At 62.1% G+C, this 19,060-nt stretch carries 12 protein-coding genes and 5 pseudogenes; 14 read left to right on the top strand and 3 right to left on the bottom strand.

Annotated features, from left to right (window positions below; genetic code table 11):
- Positions 1–2: 2 nt before the first annotated feature.
- Positions 3–653 carry a GntR family transcriptional regulator gene (locus tag ACFSOZ_RS16045; RefSeq protein WP_379100009.1) on the bottom strand — a complete coding sequence of 217 codons (651 nt, stop codon included), beginning with the start codon at positions 651–653 and terminating at the stop codon, positions 3–5.
- A gap of 111 nt (positions 654–764) precedes the next feature.
- Between ACFSOZ_RS16045 and ACFSOZ_RS16040 the strand changes: the two genes are divergently transcribed.
- Genes ACFSOZ_RS16040 through ACFSOZ_RS16030 form a run of 3 tightly spaced genes read left to right on the top strand, consistent with a single transcriptional unit; the run spans position 765 to position 4,052 of the window.
- Positions 765–1,658 carry a dihydrodipicolinate synthase family protein gene (locus tag ACFSOZ_RS16040; RefSeq protein ID WP_379099841.1) on the top strand — a complete coding sequence of 298 codons (894 nt, stop codon included), beginning with the start codon at positions 765–767 and terminating at the stop codon, positions 1,656–1,658.
- Positions 1,659–1,702: 44 nt separating this feature from the next.
- A complete protein-coding gene (locus ACFSOZ_RS16035) occupies positions 1,703–3,034 on the top strand; it encodes an NAD(P)/FAD-dependent oxidoreductase (protein WP_379099838.1) in 1,332 nt (443 codons plus the stop codon).
- 16 nt (positions 3,035–3,050) lie between these two features.
- Positions 3,051–4,052, top strand: a complete 1,002-nt coding sequence (locus tag ACFSOZ_RS16030; protein ID WP_379099835.1) for a 4-hydroxyproline epimerase — start codon at positions 3,051–3,053, stop codon at positions 4,050–4,052.
- 3 nt (positions 4,053–4,055) lie between these two features.
- Here ACFSOZ_RS16030 and ACFSOZ_RS16025 read toward each other — a convergent pair whose 3' ends face one another.
- Entirely contained in the window at positions 4,056–4,949 is an 894-nt protein-coding gene (locus ACFSOZ_RS16025) for a LysR substrate-binding domain-containing protein (protein ID WP_379099832.1), read from the bottom strand.
- A 145-nt stretch (positions 4,950–5,094) separates the two neighbouring features.
- On the opposite strand from ACFSOZ_RS16025, the gene ACFSOZ_RS16020 reads away from it, so the two are divergent.
- The 11 genes and pseudogenes from ACFSOZ_RS16020 to ACFSOZ_RS15970 all read left to right on the top strand — a co-directional run bounded on the left by ACFSOZ_RS16020 (position 5,095) and on the right by ACFSOZ_RS15970 (position 17,763).
- A complete protein-coding gene (locus ACFSOZ_RS16020; RefSeq protein WP_379099829.1) occupies positions 5,095–5,481 on the top strand; it encodes an ectoine synthase in 387 nt (128 codons plus the stop codon).
- A 5-nt stretch (positions 5,482–5,486) separates the two neighbouring features.
- Positions 5,487–5,594: pseudogene (locus ACFSOZ_RS16015) on the top strand (4-hydroxyproline epimerase); the annotation flags it as partial.
- A 334-nt stretch (positions 5,595–5,928) separates the two neighbouring features.
- The gene (locus tag ACFSOZ_RS16010; RefSeq protein ID WP_379099826.1) at positions 5,929–6,831 is read left to right on the top strand and encodes a branched-chain amino acid ABC transporter permease; all 903 of its coding nucleotides are present in this window, start codon (positions 5,929–5,931) and stop codon (positions 6,829–6,831) included.
- A gap of 4 nt (positions 6,832–6,835) precedes the next feature.
- The gene (livM, locus tag ACFSOZ_RS16005; RefSeq protein WP_379099823.1) at positions 6,836–8,431 is read left to right on the top strand and encodes a high-affinity branched-chain amino acid ABC transporter permease LivM; all 1,596 of its coding nucleotides are present in this window, start codon (positions 6,836–6,838) and stop codon (positions 8,429–8,431) included.
- Entirely contained in the window at positions 8,431–10,035 is a 1,605-nt protein-coding gene (locus ACFSOZ_RS16000) for an ATP-binding cassette domain-containing protein (protein ID WP_379099820.1), read from the top strand. Before livM ends, ACFSOZ_RS16000 begins: the two co-directional genes overlap by 1 nt.
- Positions 10,035–10,763 carry an ABC transporter ATP-binding protein gene (locus tag ACFSOZ_RS15995; protein WP_379099818.1) on the top strand — a complete coding sequence of 243 codons (729 nt, stop codon included), beginning with the start codon at positions 10,035–10,037 and terminating at the stop codon, positions 10,761–10,763. The genes ACFSOZ_RS16000 and ACFSOZ_RS15995 overlap by 1 nt, the downstream gene beginning before the upstream one ends.
- Positions 10,764–10,780: 17 nt before the next feature.
- Positions 10,781–11,128: a DUF6867 family protein gene (locus ACFSOZ_RS15990; protein WP_379099815.1), complete on the top strand. Its 348-nt coding sequence runs from the start codon at positions 10,781–10,783 to the stop codon at positions 11,126–11,128.
- 137 nt (positions 11,129–11,265) lie between these two features.
- Complete coding sequence (locus ACFSOZ_RS15985) at positions 11,266–12,384, top strand: branched-chain amino acid ABC transporter substrate-binding protein (RefSeq protein ID WP_379099812.1); 1,119 nt, start codon at positions 11,266–11,268, stop codon at positions 12,382–12,384.
- A 297-nt stretch (positions 12,385–12,681) separates the two neighbouring features.
- Positions 12,682–15,576, top strand: a pseudogene (gene pyc, locus ACFSOZ_RS15980) (pyruvate carboxylase); the annotation flags it as partial.
- Positions 15,545–16,286: pseudogene (locus tag ACFSOZ_RS15975) on the top strand (isocitrate/isopropylmalate family dehydrogenase); the annotation flags it as partial. The pseudogenes pyc and ACFSOZ_RS15975, both read left to right, overlap by 32 nt.
- A gap of 16 nt (positions 16,287–16,302) precedes the next feature.
- A pseudogene (locus ACFSOZ_RS15970) lies at positions 16,303–17,763 on the top strand (NAD-dependent succinate-semialdehyde dehydrogenase).
- A 591-nt stretch (positions 17,764–18,354) separates the two neighbouring features.
- On the opposite strand, the pseudogene ACFSOZ_RS15965 reads toward ACFSOZ_RS15970, so the two are convergent.
- A pseudogene (locus ACFSOZ_RS15965) lies at positions 18,355–19,060 on the bottom strand (NAD(P)/FAD-dependent oxidoreductase); the annotation flags it as partial.

Genomic DNA, 19,060 nt, shown 5'->3' with positions numbered 1-19,060 from the left:
GATCAGCGGGTCGCGGCCACCTCGGCGTGGCCACGCAGCAGCGTCATCAGCCGTTTGGCATCCTTGGCCGCGGCCTCCTCGTCGCCGTCGAGGATCGAGCGGATCAGCGCGACGTGGTGCTCGGCCGATTCCGCCAGGCCGGTGTCGGCCTTGTAGCGGAACCAGAAGCGGCGGCTGTGGGTCTGCAAAGGGGCTGCCAGGCGGGCGGCGAACGGGTTGTCGGCGGCCAGCGCCAGCGCTTCGTCGAGCGCCTTGTCGGCCTGGATGAAGGCAAGCACGTTGCCTGCGATCACCGCCTTCTGCATGGCAAGGGCTGCTTCGTGAAACATGTCGGCGGCGTCGCGGGTGACGAAGCGGGCGGCCGAACGGGCGAGCACCACCTCGACGCCGCGGCGCGCGTCAAGCACGCGCAGCCAGTCGCCGGGATGCAGCGGAGCGATCGCGATGCCGGCGCGCGGCCGCACGTCGAGCAGCCCTTCCCAGGCCAGCCGCTGGATCGCCTCACGCACCGGTGTGCGGCCGAGCGCCAGCCTTTCGATCAGGGCGCCCTCGGTGACAAAACTCGCCGGCGCCAGTTCGAGCGTGACGATCATGTGCTCGAGCACGCGGTAGGCTTTGGCCGCCGCGGGCTCGAATGCCGTAGTTGATTCCATGGATATCAAAGGCGGTCTCCTGATATATTCAGGATATATCATAGGAGAATCCTCATTGACAGGCGGTTTCTTAACAGATATACCGCTGATATATCAGATGGAGCGATGACCATGTGGACCGGAGTTTTCCCCGCCGTTACGACCAAATTCACTGCTGACGACCGCCTCGACCATGCCGAGATGGAGCGCTGCTTTGGCCTGCAGATGGAGGCCGGCTGCGACGGCATCATCGTCTGCGGATCGCTCGGCGAAGGGCCGATGCTGTCGCCGGACGAGAAGATCGAGGTGCTGAAGACCGCGCAGAAAGTCGCCGGCAAGAAGCCGGTGCTGCTGACGGTCAATGAGGCCGGCACCCGCGAGGCCGCCAGCATTGCCCGCCGCGCCGCCAAGGAAGGCGCCAATGGCCTGATGGTGGTGCCGAGCCCGATCTATCACACCAATGCGGAAGAGACGGTCGCGGCCCTGCGCGCCGTGGCCGAGGCCGGCGACCTGCCGGTCATGATCTACTCCAACCGGCTTGCCTACCGCGTCGACGTCACCGTTGACCAGATGGAGGAGTTGGCGTCGGACAAGCGCTTCATCGCCATCAAGGAATCCTCCGACGACATCCGCCGCTCGACCGAGATCATCAATCGCCTGGGCAGCCGCTACGACCTGTTCACCGGCGTCGACAATCTGGCCTTCGAGGCGCTGTCGGTCGGCGCCATCGGCTGGGTCGCCGGACTGGTCACCGCGTTTCCGCGCGAGACCGTCGCCATCTACCAGCTGATGAAGCAGGGCCGCCGCGAAGAGGCGCTCGCCATCTACCGCTGGTTCCGGCCGCTGCTCGATCTCGACGTTTCGACCTATCTGGTGCAGAACATCAAGCTTGCCGAAGTGTTCGCCATTCAAACCAACGATCGCGTGCGAATGCCGCGCCAGCCGCTGTCGGGCGAGCGCCGCAAGGCAGTCGAGAAGATCGTCAAGGACGCGCTGGCGGTTCGGCCGACGCTGCCGCAGTTCTGAGGCTTTCTTCTCCCCGGTTCGCGGGAGAAGATGGCGGCAGCCAGATGAGGGACAGCGCCCACGTGCAGGGATATTCCAAGTCAACAGAAGCGGGCCGCCGTCCCGCCCCTCGGACACCTTCTCCCCGTGAACGAGGAGAAGGCGAAGACATCGCCATCATCGGTGGCGGCATCATCGGCATCTGCGCCGCCGCCCGTCTTGCCGAGGCGGGGCGCAACGTCACGGTCTTCGATCGCACCGGCATCTGCGAGGAAACGAGCTCCGGCAACGCCGCCGCCCTTGCCTTTTCAGAGGTGCTGCCGATGGCCCACAAGGGCATGATCCGGCAGCTGCCGAAATGGCTGGCCGACCCGCTCGGCCCGCTCAGCATCCCACCCGCCTATCTGCCCAAGCTTCTGCCCTGGCTGGTCCGCTTCTGGCGCGCCGGGTGGAGCGATCGCTACGAGGCAAGTCTCACCGCGCAAGCCGGCATGATGAAGCTCGCCGAAGCCGAATGGATGGCGCTGCTCGATCGTTCCGGCACCCGAGGGATGCTGCGCGAGGACGGCTCGCTCGAACTCTACGAGAGCGAGGCCGAGTTCCGCGCCTCGCTGCCCGGCTGGGCGGCACGCGAGCGTTTCGGCATCGGTTTCCGCCATGTCGAGGGCGAGGAGCTGACTACCTTGCAGCCGGGCCTGTCGCCGCGCTTCGTCAAAGGCACGTTCGTGCCGGGATGGAAGACGGTCGCCGATCCAAAACTGCTCGGTAAGGCGGTGTGGGCCTACGCGCAGACCAAGGGCGCGCGCTTTGAAATGGCTCGGATCGAGCACGTCGCGGCGGATCCGGATGGCGCGACACTGACACTGGCCGACGGCACGACAAGGCAGGCCAGGCATCTCGTCATTGCCGCCGGCGCGTGGTCTCATCTCCTGGCGAGGCAGCTCGGCGATCGCATTCCGCTGGAGACCGAGCGCGGCTACAACACGACGCTGCCGAAGGCTGCCTTCGACGTGAAGCGGCAGCTGATCTTCTCCGGCCATGGCTTCGTCATCACGCCGCTCGAAACAGGCCTGCGCGTCGGCGGCGCGGTCGAACTCGGCGGCATCGAGCGGCCGCCCAATTATGCGCGATCGAAGGCGCTGCTGCAGAAGGCACAAAGATTCCTGCCGGGGCTCGATCCGACCGGTGGGCGCGAATGGATGGGGTTCCGACCCTCGTTGCCGGATTCAGTGCCGGTCATTGGCTGCGCGCCGGGAGGCCGGTCGGTGGTCTATGCCTTCGGCCATGGCCATCTCGGCCTGACCCAGGCGGCGGCCACCGGGCGATTGATCCGCGACCTCGTCCTGGGGCAGGCTCCGCCGATCGATCTGGCCCCCTTCAGTCCAAAACGGTTTTGATTTTTCGAGGAGCGTCATGGCCAAGAAATCCTTCTTCTGCATTGACGGCCACACCTGCGGCAATCCGGTGCGGCTGGTCGCGGGCGGCGGCCCGCTGCTGCAGGGGTCGACGATGATGGAACGGCGCGCGCACTTCCTTGCCGAATATGACTGGATCCGCACCGGGCTGATGTTCGAGCCGCGCGGCCACGACGTGATGTCCGGCTCGATCCTCTATCCGCCGACGCGCGACGATTGCGACATCGCCATCCTGTTCATCGAAACCTCGGGCTGCCTGCCGATGTGCGGCCACGGCACCATCGGCACGGTGACGATGGCGATCGAGCACGGGCTGATCAAGCCGAAGACGCCGGGCGTGCTCAGGCTCGATACGCCGGCCGGCCTCGTCATCGCCGAATACAAGCAGGTCGGCGACTATGTCGAGGAGGTGCGCATCACCAATGTGCCGTCCTTCCTTCATGCCGAGGGCTTGACCGTCACATGCCCGGAGCTCGGCGAGATCACCGTCGACGTCGCCTATGGGGGCAACTTCTACGCCATCGTCGAGCCACAGAAGAACTATCGCGACATGGCCGATTATTCGGCCGGCGACTTCATCGCCTGGAGCCCGGTGGTGCGGCAGCGGCTGAACGAAAAATATTCCTTCGTGCATCCGGAGAACCCGGGCATCAACCGGCTGTCGCATATGCTGTGGACCGGTGCGCCGACGGTGGATGGCGCGGACGCCCGCAATGCCGTCTTCTACGGCGACAAGGCGATCGACCGCTCACCGTGCGGCACCGGCACCTCGGCGCGCATGGCGCAGCTTCATGCCAAGGGCAAGCTCAAGGTCGGCGACAGCTTCGTGCATGAATCGATCATCGGTTCGCTGTTCAAGGGCAAGGTCGAAAAGGACGTCACCGTGGCGGGCAAGCCGGCGATCATTCCCTCGATCGGCGGCTGGGCGCGGATGACCGGATTGAACACCATCTTCATCGACGACCGCGATCCGTTCGCGCATGGTTTTGTCGTCAAGTGATATCTACCGATCATCCGCCGTGGAATCGACCGAGACCTCGTGGCGAAACCATTCGGCGAAGGTAAGCGCGGCGGGCGCGGCATCCACCGACATCGTCAGGAAGTAGCCCTTGTCGCGGTTGGTTGCGACCTGTGACAAAACAATCAGATCGCCCCGCTTCAGTTCGTCCCGAAAAACATCGACGGGACAAAGCGCCACGCCGTGGCCGGCGATAACCGCCGTTGCCAGAATGTTGAAGTCGGCGAAGACGGGTCCGTTGCCGACGTCGAAATTGGGTAGTCCGGCCTCGGAAAACCACTCGCGCCAGCCCTGGCGGTTCTCGTCATGCAGCAGGTCCGCGCCTGCTATACCCGCGGGTGTTCGCAGATGGCCCTTGCCGGCGAAGTAATAGGGGCTGCACACCGGCCGGTTCAGGCGTGAAAACAGCTTGAGACTGGTGACGCCGGGCGTCGGATCCGCCCCAAGCGTGATCAGCACGTCGTTCTCGCCATCGCCGAGCCTTTCCTCGGCCCGGGCATAAGCCACCCGCATGCCGATATCGGGATGGCGGGCGGTGAAGTCCGGCAGGCGGGGCACGAGCCAACGGCTGGCAATGGAAGGTATGCAGCCCACGGATAGGGTCGCCACCGCTGCATTGCGCCGAATGCGCCGGCATGTGGCGCCGAGTTCGGCAAGTGCCCCGCTCGCCGAGGCCTGGAGGATAACCCCGGCATCCGTCAGCCGTACCTTGCGCGCATTACGGTGGAAAAGCGGCACGCCCAACCATTCCTCCAGTCGCCTTATCTGGTGACTGATGGCCGGGTGAGTGACGTGCAGCTCCTCGCCGGCAGCGGAGAAACTGAGATGACGCGCAGCGGCCTCGAAAGCCCGGACGGCGTTCAGCGGGACATATTCCATATGTAAAATTTACTAACATATCGGGTGAGAAGCAATCATTTGAAGACGCTCCTATCTTGCGGCATTTCTGCAGTCGGATTTCGGGTCTGTTCCCGGTCCATCACCGGAGACTCCGGGCTTTTGACGGTACGCAGGGAAAGCGATCATGTTCACCAGACAATTGGCTGATGTAGAAAAATCTGACTTCTTCGTGGATTGGGGCAATGGCACCAGCCACCGCCTGCTGACCCAAAAGGACGGCATGGGGTTCACCGTCTGCCATACCGTTGTGCGTGCAGGCAGCGAATCACGCCTCCACTACCGGCGGCATTTCGAGGCCTGCTACTGCATCGCCGGCACTGGTGAGGTCGAAGACATGTCCGGTGAGGTGCATCGTATCGAGCCAGGCACGATCTATGTGCTCGATGAACATGACGACCACTATCTGCGTGCCGATGCTGCCGGCGACATGATCCTGGTCAGCGTATTCAATCCTCCCCTTGATGGCACCGAGCGGCATGTCCTGAGCGAGAATGGCGGATCCGCCTACTGAGGCCTGGTGAGCCATCGCTCCCCTCGATCGGCGGTTCGGCGCGGATGACCGGATTGAACGCCATCTTCCTCGACGGCCGCGATCCGTTCGCGCAGGTTTTTGTGGTCGGGTAATGGGAAACCTGACCCTGCGGAAAGCGACAGAACGAAAAACGGGTCTTGTCAGCAACGCAACGATTCCTCTTATCACCTAATTTTGACGGTGATTTCTTCGAAACGGGGCGCATGATGTGGTCGAATCGTCAAAGACATTGCGTTATGCCAATGATAGGGTCCGCGATAGTCCAGGGGCCGGATGGGAGAAAACGGGCAATCCGACGGCGTGTCGGCAAAACGCGCATGACGATTGAAAAATGACGTTGCAATCCGGGCTCGAAACTTTACGACTAGGGGAAATACGAAAAGGAATGCGTCTGCATGGGCGACGTTCCAGGGGAGCCATGTACACATGCAGTACTTTGTCCAGCAGCTTATCAATGGGCTGACGCTGGGATCGATCTATGGGCTGATCGCGATCGGCTACACGATGGTCTACGGCATCATCGGCATGATCAACTTCGCCCATGGCGACATCTTCATGGTAGGCGCCTTCACGGCGCTGATCGTTTTCCTCGTCCTCGGCGCGCTGTTCTATTCGGTGCCCGTCGTCGTCGCGCTGCTGGTCATGATGATCGTGGCGATGCTGCTTACCAGCCTCTACAACTGGACGATCGAGAAGGTGGCCTACCGGCCGCTGCGCGGTTCGTTCCGGCTGGCGCCGCTGATCACCGCGATCGGCATGTCGATCGCGCTGTCGAACTTCGTCCAGGTGACCCAGGGGCCGCGCAACAAGCCGATCCCGCCGATGGTCAGCCAGGTCTACAACATCAACGGCATCAGCGTATCGCTGAAGCAGATCATCATCGTCGCCGTCACGGCAGCGCTCCTGGCGCTGTTCTGGTATCTGGTCAACAGGACATCGCTGGGTCGGGCGCAAAGAGCGTGCGAGCAGGACCGCAAGATGGCGGCGCTGCTCGGCATCGACGTTGATCGCACGATCTCGATCACCTTCATCATGGGTGCGGCGCTCGCCGCCGTCGCCGGCACTCTGTTCCTGATGTATTACGGCGTCATCGCCTTCTCCGACGGCTTCACGCCGGGTGTGAAAGCGTTCACCGCTGCGGTGCTCGGCGGCATCGGATCACTGCCGGGCGCAGTCCTCGGTGGGCTGATGATCGGCTTCATCGAAAGCATGTGGTCGGCCTATTTCTCGATCGACTACAAGGACGTCGCGGCGTTCTCGATCCTGGCGATCGTGCTGATCTTCCTGCCTTCCGGCATTTTGGGCCGGCCAGAAGTCGAAAAGGTCTGAGATCATGGCCGTCACCGTATCTCCGGAGCGCGACGTCGTCGCCACCCCCGTGCAGCGCGCGTTGCGCGAGGCCTTCTACGCAGGCGCCATCTCGCTTGGCCTGTTCGTGCTGTTCATTGGCCTGAAGACCGGCCAGAACATCTCCAATGAACTGGTCGTGACGACGCGCTGGGGCCTGCTCGCCGCCGTGGTGATCGCCACAGCCGTCGGACGCTTCCTCTATGTCGCCTATGGCCAGCCGTTCATGGCCAACCAGAAGATCGCCGACGTCGCCACCGGCCTGTTGCCGGGCAGCGTGGCATCACGCTTCTTCCAGTTGCCGGCGTTCATCGGGGCCGTTGTCGCGGCGGTGCTGCTGTTCGTGTTCAACAATTCTCTCGCCGGATGGGTGGGAGCAGAACCGGCCGGCTATCTGCAATTCCTGCGTGCTCTGGCGATCATCTATGTGCTGGCTTGCGTGATCTACTACTTCCGCGCCTTCATCCATGCCAACTTCACCAAATTGGGCATCACAGCGCTGGTGCTGTACCCGATCCTCGTGGTCGCGGTGCTGTCGCTGAACGCCTGGTCGATTGCCGGAGGGCTGCAGGGTTCGCTGAAATGGGTCGATAATTTCGGCATCCAGATCCTGATCTATGTGATGCTGGCCTGGGGCCTGAACATCGTCGTCGGCCTCGCCGGCCTACTCGACCTCGGATACGTCGCCTTCTATGCACTTGGCGCCTATTCGTATGCGCTTCTCGCCACGCATTTCGGCCTGTCGTTCTGGATCCTGTTGCCGGCCGCGGGCGCCATGGCCGCCCTCTGGGGCGTGCTGCTCGGCTTCCCCGTGCTGCGCCTGCGTGGCGACTATCTGGCGATCGTGACGCTGGCCTTCGGCGAGATCATCCGCCTGGTGCTGATCAACTGGCGCGAGGTCACCAACGGATCGGCCGGCATTTCCGGCATTCCCAAGGTCAGCTTCTTCGGCCTGATGTCGTTCAACGTGTCAGACCCGAACTACATCGCCAAGGTGCTGGGCATCGCCCAGTCGGGCGCGTACTACAAGATTTTCCTCTACTATCTGATCCTGGGCCTGTGCCTGCTCACCGCCTTCGTCACCATCAGGCTGCGCCGCCTGCCGGTCGGCCGCGCCTGGGAAGCCTTGCGTGAGGACGAGATCGCCTGCCGGTCCCTGGGCATCAACACGACGACGACCAAGCTCACGGCTTTTGCCACAGGCGCCATGTTCGGCGGCTTCGCCGGCTCTTTCTTCGCCGCGCGTCAAGGCTTTGTCAGCCCGGAATCCTTCGTCTTCCTGGAATCGGCGATCATCCTGGCGATCGTCGTTCTCGGCGGCATGGGCTCGCTTGTCGGCATAGCGGTCGCCGCACTGGTGATGATCGGCGGCACCGAGGCGCTGCGCGAACTCGACTTCCTCAAGCAGATATTCGGGCCGGACTTCACCCCTGAACTCTACCGCATGCTTCTGTTCGGCATGGCCATGGTCATCGTCATGCTGTGGAAGCCGCGCGGCTTCGTCGGCAGTCGCGAACCGACCGCCTTCCTCAAGGAGCGAAGGGCTGTCTCCAGTTCCTTCACCAAGGAGGGCCACGGCTGATGAATGCGAGCACACCCATGAACGAGGCCATCCTGCAGGTCGATCACCTGTCGATGAAGTTCGGCGGCCTGGTCGCCATCGGCGACCTGTCCTTCACCGCCAAGCGCGGCGAGATCACCGCGCTGATCGGACCCAACGGTGCCGGCAAGACCACCGTGTTCAACTGCATCACCGGCTTCTACAAGCCGTCGGAAGGTATGATCACGCTCAACCGGAACGATGGCTCGAGCTATTTGCTCGAACGCCTGCCCAACCACGAGATCCCGGCGCGCGCCAAGGTGGCGCGCACCTTCCAGAACATACGCCTGTTCTCGGGCATGACGCTGCTGGAGAACCTTCTGGTTGCCCAGCACAACAAGCTGATGAAGGCCTCGGGCTATACGGTGCTTGGCCTGTTCGGCTTCCCGAGCTATCGCAAGGCCTCGGCCGAATCGATCGACCTCGCCAGGCACTGGCTGGAGAAGGCCAATCTTGTCGATCGTGCCGACGATCCGGCCGGTGACTTGCCCTATGGCGCGCAGCGCCGCCTCGAGATCGCCCGCGCCATGTGCACGGGTCCGGAGCTTCTGTGCCTGGACGAGCCGGCGGCCGGTCTCAATCCAAAGGAATCGGCGTCGCTCAACGAACTGCTGATCGACATCAAGAACACCACGGGCACCTCGATCCTGTTGATCGAGCATGACATGTCGGTGGTCATGCAGATATCAGACCATGTCGTGGTGCTGGAATATGGCCGCAAGATCTCGGACGGCAGTCCGCATTCGGTGCGTACCGATCCGCGCGTCATCGCCGCCTATCTCGGCGTGGACGACGAGGAAGTCGAGGCGGTCCTCACCGAAGTCGGCGACGAAGACGTCATCGAACAGCTCGATACGGGGCCTGATGCCGCGCACGGTCCGGGGACATCGTCATCGTATCTCGCCGGGCCGGTGACCGACACGGTCGGCCACAGTTCGGGCGAGCGGGTCACGGTGGCGAAGGGCGCGTCAAAGGCCGATCAGGTCGACGCAAGATCGCTCGCCGCGGCAAACAAGACGGCCTCGCAGGCGGCGGTGCCGGCTGCGAAGCCCGCTCCTGCTGCGAAGGCAAAGCCTGCTGCGAAAGCGGCGCCAAAGGTGGCAACCGGAACGGCGGTGAAGTCGACCGTGGCGCCCGCACCGGCAAAGCCGGCAGCCAAGGCTCCGGTGGCGAAGGCTCCGGCGGTGAAGGTTGGGGAAATCTCCAACAGGCTGGCGGCGCCTCGCGGCGGCAAGGCCGACAATCTGACCCGTATCAAAGGCATCGGCACGGTCAACGAGAAGAAGCTCAACGAGCACGGCATCTTCCATTTCGACCAGATCGGCGCTTGGAAAAAATCAGATGTCGAGGCTGCCGAAGCCTATCTTGCCTTCGATGGGCGCATCGCTCGTGAGGAATGGGTCAAGCAGGCCAAGCTGCTCGGCAAGGGCAAGGACACGGAATTCTCGCGCCGCGTCGATGCGGGCAAGGTGGCGACCAGCCATGCGTCCGGAAAGACTGCAAATGCAGCTTCCGGAAAGACCACGGCTTCCGGAAAGACTGCCGCCGCCAAGCCTGTGGCGGGCAAGCGCGGAGGGGGCAAGTGATGGCCGGGACAACGCTGCTCGATATCAAGGGCGTGCAGACTTACTACGGTAACATCCGGGCGTTGAACGGCGTCGATGTCACCGTCAACCAGGGTGAGATCGTGGCCCTGATCGGCGCCAACGGCGCCGGCAAGTCGACGCTAATGATGACCATCTTCGGCGCGCCTCGCGCCCGCGCCGGCACCATCACCTTCGCCGGCACCGACATCACCCAGATGCCGACGCATGAGATCGCTCGCATGCGCATCGCCCAATCGCCCGAGGGCCGGCGCATCTTCCCGCGCATGACGGTGATGGAAAACCTGCAAATGGGCGCCAGCCTCGACAACCTCAAGCACTATGACGAGGACGTCGAGAAGGTGTTCACGCTGTTCCCGCGGCTCAAGGAGCGTATCGCCCAGCGCGGCGGCACGCTGTCGGGTGGCGAGCAGCAGATGCTGTCGATCGGACGTGCGCTGATGGCGCGGCCAAAGCTGCTTTTGCTCGACGAACCGTCGCTGGGTCTGGCGCCGCTGGTCGTCAAGCAGATCTTCGACGCCATCCGCGAGCTGAACCGCACCCAGGGGCTGACCGTGTTCCTGGTCGAGCAGAACGCCTTCGGCGCGCTCAAGCTCGCCACGCGCGGCTATGTCATGGTCAACGGCAACGTGACGATGAGCGGCACCGGCAAGGAACTGCTCGCCAATCCGGAAGTGCGCGCCGCCTATCTCGAAGGCGGACACCACTGAGCTCAGGAGACTTCACCATGCAGGGTATTCTCTACGAGGAGCCGTCGATCTGGCAGTTCTTCTTCGTCACCTGTCTGCTCGGCGGTTGGGCGGCCTGGATGACGGGCAAGGCCAGCGCCCAAACATGGCGCAGCTTCATCCAGCTGTTCGCCTATATGCTGGGCCTCGGCATCGGCATCCGCTTCATCCATCACGCGCTGTTCGGCGGCACGATGTTCTCGCTGCACTACTACGTCGTCGACACCATCGTGCTGATGATCCTCGGCTTCGTCGGCTATCAATACACGCGCACCAACCAGATGGTGACGCAGTATAATTGGCTCTATGAAAGAGCTTCAATCTTGAGCTGGAAACCGAAAGGTTGACGTTCACCATTAACGCCGCTTCGGGGATGAATCGGCGTGACAAGTGCCTGAAAATCGGCAAACTATGCTTTCTGCGATAAGGGTGGGCATCGCATGAAAGCTTCATCCACGCCCACTCCGTAAATGGGAGCGTTTAAATGAAAAAGTCACTTTTGTCCGCCGTCGCCCTGACCGCGCTGGTCGCGTTCGGCGGCAACGCGTGGGCTGATGTACTGATCGGCGTTGCCGGTCCGATCACTGGTCCGAACGCAGCCTTCGGCGCACAGCTTCAGAAGGGTGCGGAAGCGGCGGTCGCCGACATCAATGCCAAGGGCGGCATCAACGGCGAGCAGATCAAGCTCGAGGTTGGTGACGACGTCTCCGATCCGAAGCAGGGCATCTCGGTCGCCAACAAGTTCGTCGGCGACGGCGTCAAGTTCGTGGTCGGCCACTTCAACTCAGGCGTCTCGATCCCGGCATCGGAAGTCTATGCGGAAAACAACATCGTCGAGATCACCCCGGCGGCCACCAACCCGCAGTTCACCGAGCGTGGCCTGTGGAACGTGTTCCGCACCTGCGGACGCGACGACCAGCAGGGTAGCATTGCCGGCGCTTATCTCGCCGCGAACTTCAAGGACGCCAAGATCGCCGTCGTTCACGACAAGACCACCTACGGCCAGGGTCTTGCCGACGAAACCAAGAAGGCAATGAACGCCAAGGGCCTGACGGAAGTCATGTATGAAGGTATCAACGTCGGCGACAAGGACTTCTCGGCGCTGATCGCCAAGATGAAGGAAGCCGGCGTCTCCATCATCTATTGGGGCGGCCTCCACACCGAAGCCGGCCTGATCATCCGCCAGGCGGCTGACCAGGGCCTCAAGGCGACGCTGATCTCCGGTGACGGCATCGTGTCGAACGAGCTGGCTTCGATCGCGGGCGACGCGGTTGCGGGCACGCTCAACACGTTCGGCCCGGATCCGCGCCTGATCCCCGCGAACAAGGAACTCGTCGAGAAGTTCCGTGCGCAGGGCTTCGAGCCGGAAGCCTACACGCTCTACGCCTACGCCGCCGTGCAGGCGCTTACGGAAGCAGCGACGGCCGCCAAGTCGAACGACCCGCAGGCAGTTGCCAAGGCACTGCATGAAAACGGCCCGTTCAAGACCGTGCTCGGCGACCTGTCCTATGACGCCAAGGGCGATCCGACGCTGCCCGGCTACGTCATGTACGAATGGAAGAAGGGCGACGACGGCAAGTACACCTACATCCAGAAGATGTAAGCCTGTCGGCCTCTAGACCTACGGATGCCCGGCGCCTCGCGCCGGGCATTTTTCTTTTGGGCGCTCCCCTTTCAGATGAGTCCGGAAAGCCGCTACAGCCCGGCCTTTAGCCGGAAAAGGATCGTGCCGTGAACGGCAGCTTCGGCGCTTTCTTGCGCGTTCGACCGAATGCGACCAGGTTTGGCGCAAAGATTCCATTTCAATCGGTTTAATCCAGCGTCAATTTTGTTTGCGCTGCAGCATTTTCGCGCTAATCATGGCGTCTGTTTCCTCCCCGACACTGTCCGGAGTTCGTCCTTGGCCATCACGAAGATCCTCGTCGCCAACCGATCCGAAATCGCCATTCGCGTTTTTCGCGCGGCCAACGAACTCGGCCTCAAAACCGTGGCGATCTGGGCCGAGGAAGACAAGTATTCGTTGCACCGCTTCAAGGCCGACGAGAGCTACCAGGTCGGACGCGGGCCGCACCTGACCCGCGACATGGGTCCGATCGAAAGCTACCTGTCGATCGAGGAGGTGATCCGCGTCGCCAGACTTTCGGGCGCCGATGCCATCCATCCCGGTTACGGGCTTTTGTCGGAAAGCCCCGAATTCGCCGAAGCCTGTGCCGTCGCCGGCATCACCTTCATCGGGCCGAAGCCGGACACGATGCGCCGGCTCGGCAACAAGGTTGCCGCCCGCAATCTGGCGATCGAGGTCGGCGTGCCGGTGATCCCCGCCACCGATCCGCTGCCGGACGACATGGAAGCGGTCAAGAAACTGGCCAAGGAGATCGGCTATCCGGTGATGCTGAAGGCATCGTGGGGTGGCGGCGGGCGCGGCATGCGCGCCATCCGCTCCGAGGCCGATCTTGCCCGCGAGGTCATGGAAGGCAAGCGCGAGGCGAAAGCCGCCTTCGGCAAGGACGAGGTCTATCTTGAAAAGCTGATCGAGCGAGCCCGCCACGTCGAGGTGCAGGTGCTGGGCGACACGCATGGCAATGCGGTGCATCTGTTCGAGCGTGACTGCTCGATCCAGCGCCGCAACCAGAAGGTCGTCGAGCGGGCGCCCGCGCCATATCTCCAGATGTCGCAGCGCGAGGAGCTTTGCGGCTACGCGCTGAAGATCGCGCGCGAGACCAGCTATATCGGTGCCGGCACGGTCGAGTTCCTGCAGGATGCCGATACGGCCAAGTTCTATTTCATCGAGGTCAATCCGCGCATCCAGGTCGAGCACACGGTCACCGAGCAGGTGACCGGCATCGACATCGTCAAGGCGCAGATCCACATCCTCGACGGCTTTGCCATCGGCACGCCGGAATCGGGCGTGCCGGCGCAGCAAGACATCCGGCTGAACGGCCATGCACTCCAGTGCCGCATCACCACCGAAGATCCCGAGCACAATTTCATCCCGGACTACGGCCGCATCACCGCTTATCGTGGAGCCACCGGATTCGGCATCCGCCTCGACGGCGGCACCGCCTATTCCGGCGCGGTCATCACCCGCTTCTACGATCCGCTGCTTGAGAAGGTGACGGCATGGGCGCCGACGCCGGCCGAGACCATTGCCCGCATGAACCGGGCATTGCGCGAGTTCCGTATCCGCGGCGTCGCCACCAATTTGACCTTTCTCGAAGCGATCATCAACCACCCGAGCTTCGCTGACAATTCCTATACGACCAAATTCATCGACACGACGCCGGAACTGTTCCAGCAGGTGAAGCGCCAGGACCGCGCCACCAAGCTCATCAACTATCTTGCCGACGTGTCGGTCAACGGCCATCCCGAGACGCGCAGCCGGCCGGAGCCGAAGGCCGACGCGGCCGCCCCCATCGTGCCCTACCTCAACGGCAACGTGCCGGGCGGCAGCAAGCAGAAGCTGGACGCGCTCGGACCGGAGAAATTCGCCGCCTGGATGCGCGAGCAGAAGGAAGTGCTGGTCACCGATACGACGATGCGCGACGGCCATCAGTCGCTGCTGGCGACGCGTGTGCGCACGCATGACATTGCCGGCATCGCCGGCACCTATGCGCGCGCCCTGCCGCAGCTTCTGTCGCTCGAATGCTGGGGCGGCGCCACCTTCGACGTTGCCATGCGCTTCCTCACCGAGGATCCATGGGAGCGGCTGTCGCTGGTGCGCGAGGCGGCGCCCAATCTGTTGCTGCAGATGCTGCTGCGCGGTGCCAACGGCGTCGGCTATACCAACTATCCCGACAATGTCGTGCAGCATTTCGTCAAGCAGGCGGCAAGCGGCGGCGTCGACCTGTTCCGCGTGTTCGACTGCCTGAACTGGGTCGAGAACATGCGCGTCGCGATGGACGCGGTCGGCGCCGAGGGCAAGCTGATCGAAGCGGCGATGTGCTACACCGGCGACATACTCGACCCGGCGCGAGCCAAATACGATCTCAAATACTATGTCGGCCTGGCCGGCGAATTGCAGGCGGCCGGCGCCCACATCATCGCGGTCAAGGACATGGCGGGCCTGTTGAAGCCTTCCGCCGCACGCGTTCTGTTCAAGGCGCTGCGCGAGGCGACCGACCTTCCGATCCATTTTCACACCCACGACACGTCAGGCCTGTCGGCGGCGACGGTGCTGGCGGCGGTGGAGAGCGGTGTCGATGCCATCGACGCGGCGATGGATGCCTTTTCCGGCAACACATCGCAGCCTTGCCTTGGTTCGATCGTCGAGGCGTTGAAAGGCACCGAGCGCGACCCGGGCCTCGACCCGCAATGGATACGCAAGATCTCCTTCTACTGGGAAGCGGTGCGCAACCAGTACGCCGCCTTCGAAAGCGACCTCAAGGGACCGGCCTCGGAAGTCTACCTGCACGAAATGCCTGGCGGACAGTTCACCAATCTCAAGGAGCAGGCGCGCTCGCTCGGGCTCGAGACACGCTGGCACGAGGTGGCGCAGACCTACCACGACGTCAACCTGATGTTCGGCGACATCGTCAAGGTGACGCCGTCGTCCAAGGTCGTCGGCGACATGGCATTGATGATGGTCAGCCAGGATCTGACGGTTGCCGATGTCGAAAACCCGGCCAGGGATATCGCCTTTCCGGACTCGGTCGTCTCGATGCTGCGCGGCGATCTCGGCCAGTCGCCCGGCGGTTGGCCGGCAGCGCTGCAGAAGAAGGCGCTGAAGGGCGACAGTCCGATCACGGTGCGGCCTGGTTCGCTGCTCAAGCATCCGGCCGCACCGGTTGCTGCCCGGGGTCGAGGGGCCGCTGAAGGCCGCCAGTTTCGACATACTTTGCATCCGTGAAAACACCGAGGGCGAATATTCCGGCGCCGGCGGCCGCGTGCACCAGGGCACCAGCGATGAAGTCGCGGTCGAGACCTCGATCTTCACCCGCAACGGCGTCGAGCGGATCCTGCGCTTTGGCTTCGAACAGGCGCGGTTGAGGAAACGAAAACTCGCTTCGGTCACCAAGTCGAACGCACAGAAATACTCGATGGTGTTCTGGGACGAAGTAACGGCGCGCCTCGCCCCTGAATATCCCGACGTCCAGGTCACCAGCTACCATATCGATGCCATGGCCGCGCGGATGGTGATGGCGCCCGACAGTCCTCGATGTCGTTGTCGCGTCCAACCTGTTCGGCGACATCCTCACCGATCTGGGTGCGGCGATCCAGGGCGGCCTCGGCTTCGCCGCCTCCGCCAACATCAACCCGGATCGCAGCGCGCCTTCGATGTTCGAACCGGTTCATGGCTCGGCCCCCGACATCGCCCATCTCGGCATCGCCAACCCGATCGCAGCGATCTGGTCTGGGGCGATGATGCTCGGCCATCTGGGCGAGCATGGCGCGGCGGCAAAGGTTATGGCGGCGATCGAAGCCGCGACCGCGCGCGGCATCGGCACGCGGCCGGGCCAGGACCGGACGGAGACGATCACCACGGCCGTGCTGGCCGCGCTTGCCTGAGCCGGGAGGGAACGACATGAAGGAATTGAAGGACAAGGGGCTCTTCCGGCAGCAATGCCTGATCGCCGGCGCGTGGCAAGACGCGGCCTCGGGCGCCAGCGTCGACGTGAGCGATCCCGCCACCCAGGCAGTGATCGGCTCGGTCCCCCGATGTCAGTGGGGCTGAAACCCGTTCGGCGATCAAGGCAGCGCAGGCGGCCTTCGGTCCCTGGCGTGCGAAGACCCATGCCGAACGCGCCGCGCTGTTGGAAGCATGGCACGGTCTTATGATCGAGCATGTGCAGGATCTCGCCCGCATCCTGACGCTGGAGCAAGGCAAGCCGCTGGCCGAGGCGGCAGGCGAAATCCGTTATGGCGCTTCCTTCGTCAAATGGTTTCGCGGAGGAAGCTCGACGGATCGGCGGCACCACCATTCCCTCGCCGACGCCGGATCGGCGCATCGTGGTGCTGAAGGAGCCGGTCGGCGTCTGCGCCATCATCACGCCATGGAACTTCCCCAATGCCATGATCACCCGCAAGGTTGCCCCTGCCCTGGCCGCGGGCTGCACCGTGGTGGTCAAGCCATCGGAGTTCACTCCGTTCTCGGCGCTGGCGCTCGGCGTCCTGGCGGAGCGCGCCGGGATTCCCGCTGGCGTCATCAACATCGTCACCGGCATGCCGGCGGACATCGGCACCGAACTGATGGCCAACGAAACAGTACGCAAGATCTCCTTCACCGGCTCGACCCGCGTCGGATCGCTGCTGATGCGCGGCGCAGCCGACAGCATCAAGCGCCTCAGCCTCGAACTCGGCGGCAACGCGCCCTTCATCGTCTTCGATGATGCCGATCTCGACCTCGCCATCGAGGGCGCCATCGTGTCGAAGTTCCGCAATGGCGGGCAGACCTGCGTCTGCTCAAACCGCATTCTCGTGCAGGCTGGCGTCTACGACGCCTTCGCAGACAAGCTCGCCGCGCGGGTTTCGGCGATGAAGGTGGGGCCAGGCACCGAACCCGGCGTCGAGATCGGACCGATGATCAACGCCGCGGCAATCGACAAGATCGACCGGCATGTCAGCGACCCGCACTGGCCAAAGGCGCCCGCGTGTTGTCGACGAGCCCCGCCATGCCTGAGGGCAAGCAATATGCGACACCGATGGTGCTTGGCGACGCGACGCCGGACATGCTTCTGGCCGGCGAGGAAACCTTTGGCCCGGTCGCGCCACTGTTTCGCTTCCAAACCGAGGCCGAGGCCATCACGCTTGCCAACGGCACTCCCTACGGTCTCGCCGCCTATTTCTACACCGAGAGCCTGAAGCGGTCATGGCGGGTGGCGGAAGCGCTGGAATCGGAATGGTGGGGCTGAACACCGGCGCGATTTCCACCGAGGTCGCACCCTTTGGCGGCGTCAAGCAGTCGGGCCTCGGGCGCGAAGGCGCGCAATGCGGCATCGAGGAATATCTGGAAATGAAGACCTTCCACATCGGCGGGCTGGCCTAGTAGGTCGGCTGCCTGCCCGCGGCCGCTACTGAAAGCGGTCGAGAGCCTTGTAGTAGAGCCCGACGATCGGCAGGAGAACAAGAAGAAAAGACAAAACAGACCAAAACAAGAAACAGAGACAAGAAAACCCAGAAGAAAAGACAAAAGAGACAAAAGATAGTGAAAAAAAAAAAAAAAAAAAACAAAAAAAAAAAACCAAAAAAACAAATGAAACAAAAAAAATAAAGACTAAAAAAACACAACAAAAAAAAAAAAAAAAAGAAAAAAAAAAAAAAAAAAAAAAAAAAAAAACAAAAAAAAACAAATAAAAAAAAAAAAAAAAAAAAAAAAAAAAAAAGGAAATAAAAACTAAAAAAAAAAGCGTAAAAAAATAAAAAACAAAAAAAAAACAAAAAAAACCAAACAGAAAAAAAACAAAAATAAAAAAAAAAAAAAAAAAAAAAAAAAAAAAAAAAAAAAACGAAAAAAAAAAGCAAAAAAAAACAAAAAAAACGCAACAAACAAAAAAAAAAAAAATAAAAAAAAAAAAAAAAAAAAAAAAAAACAAAAAAAAAAAAAAAATAAGAAAAAAAAAAAAAAGAAAAAAAAAACCCAGGGCTTGCCGAAGTGGCCGGGACCGCAGGCCAGGCAAGACCCGCCACCGGGTTGCGATCGGCCTTTCCCAGGATGGCGTCGGCCATGATGATCCCCATATGGGTGGACATCTGCGCGCCATGGCCGGAATAGCCCATGGCAAACCAGAGACCATCGGCGAAGCCGGCGCGCGGGAACCGGTCCTTTGTCAGGTCGACCAGCCCACCCCAGCAATAATCGATCTCGACCTTGGCCAGATGCGGGAAGATCTGCGCCAGGCTGGCGCGCAGGATCGCGCCGCTCTTCTCGTCCGACCTATGATCGGAAGTGGCTGAAAATCGCGCCCGCCCACCGAAGATCAGCCGGTTGTCCGGCGACAGGCGAAAGTAGTTGCCGATATTCATCGAAGTGACGAAGGTCCGGTTGCCCGGCACCGTTGCCGCGATCTCGGCCTGGGAAAGCGGCCTTGTGGCGATGATGAAACTGCCGACCGGCACGATGCGGCGACGGAAATAGCCAAAGGCACTGGTGGTATAGGCGCCCGTCGCCAACAGCACATTGTCGGCGCTGATGATGCCGGCGGGCGTCGTCAGTTCATGCCGGCCCGCAGCCGTGCGGTGCCCGGTGACCGGCGTGTTCTCGAAGATCGTTGCGCCATGCCGCACCGCGGCTCCAGCGATGCCCGAGACGAACCGCCCCATATGCATCATTGCACTCTTCTTCG

The sequence above is a fragment of the Mesorhizobium newzealandense genome, assembly GCF_042682145.1.
Lineage (GTDB): Bacteria > Pseudomonadota > Alphaproteobacteria > Rhizobiales > Rhizobiaceae > Mesorhizobium > Mesorhizobium newzealandense.
Note: the sequence above shows the minus strand (reverse complement) of the source record. Positions and strands in the feature narration are given on the sequence as shown.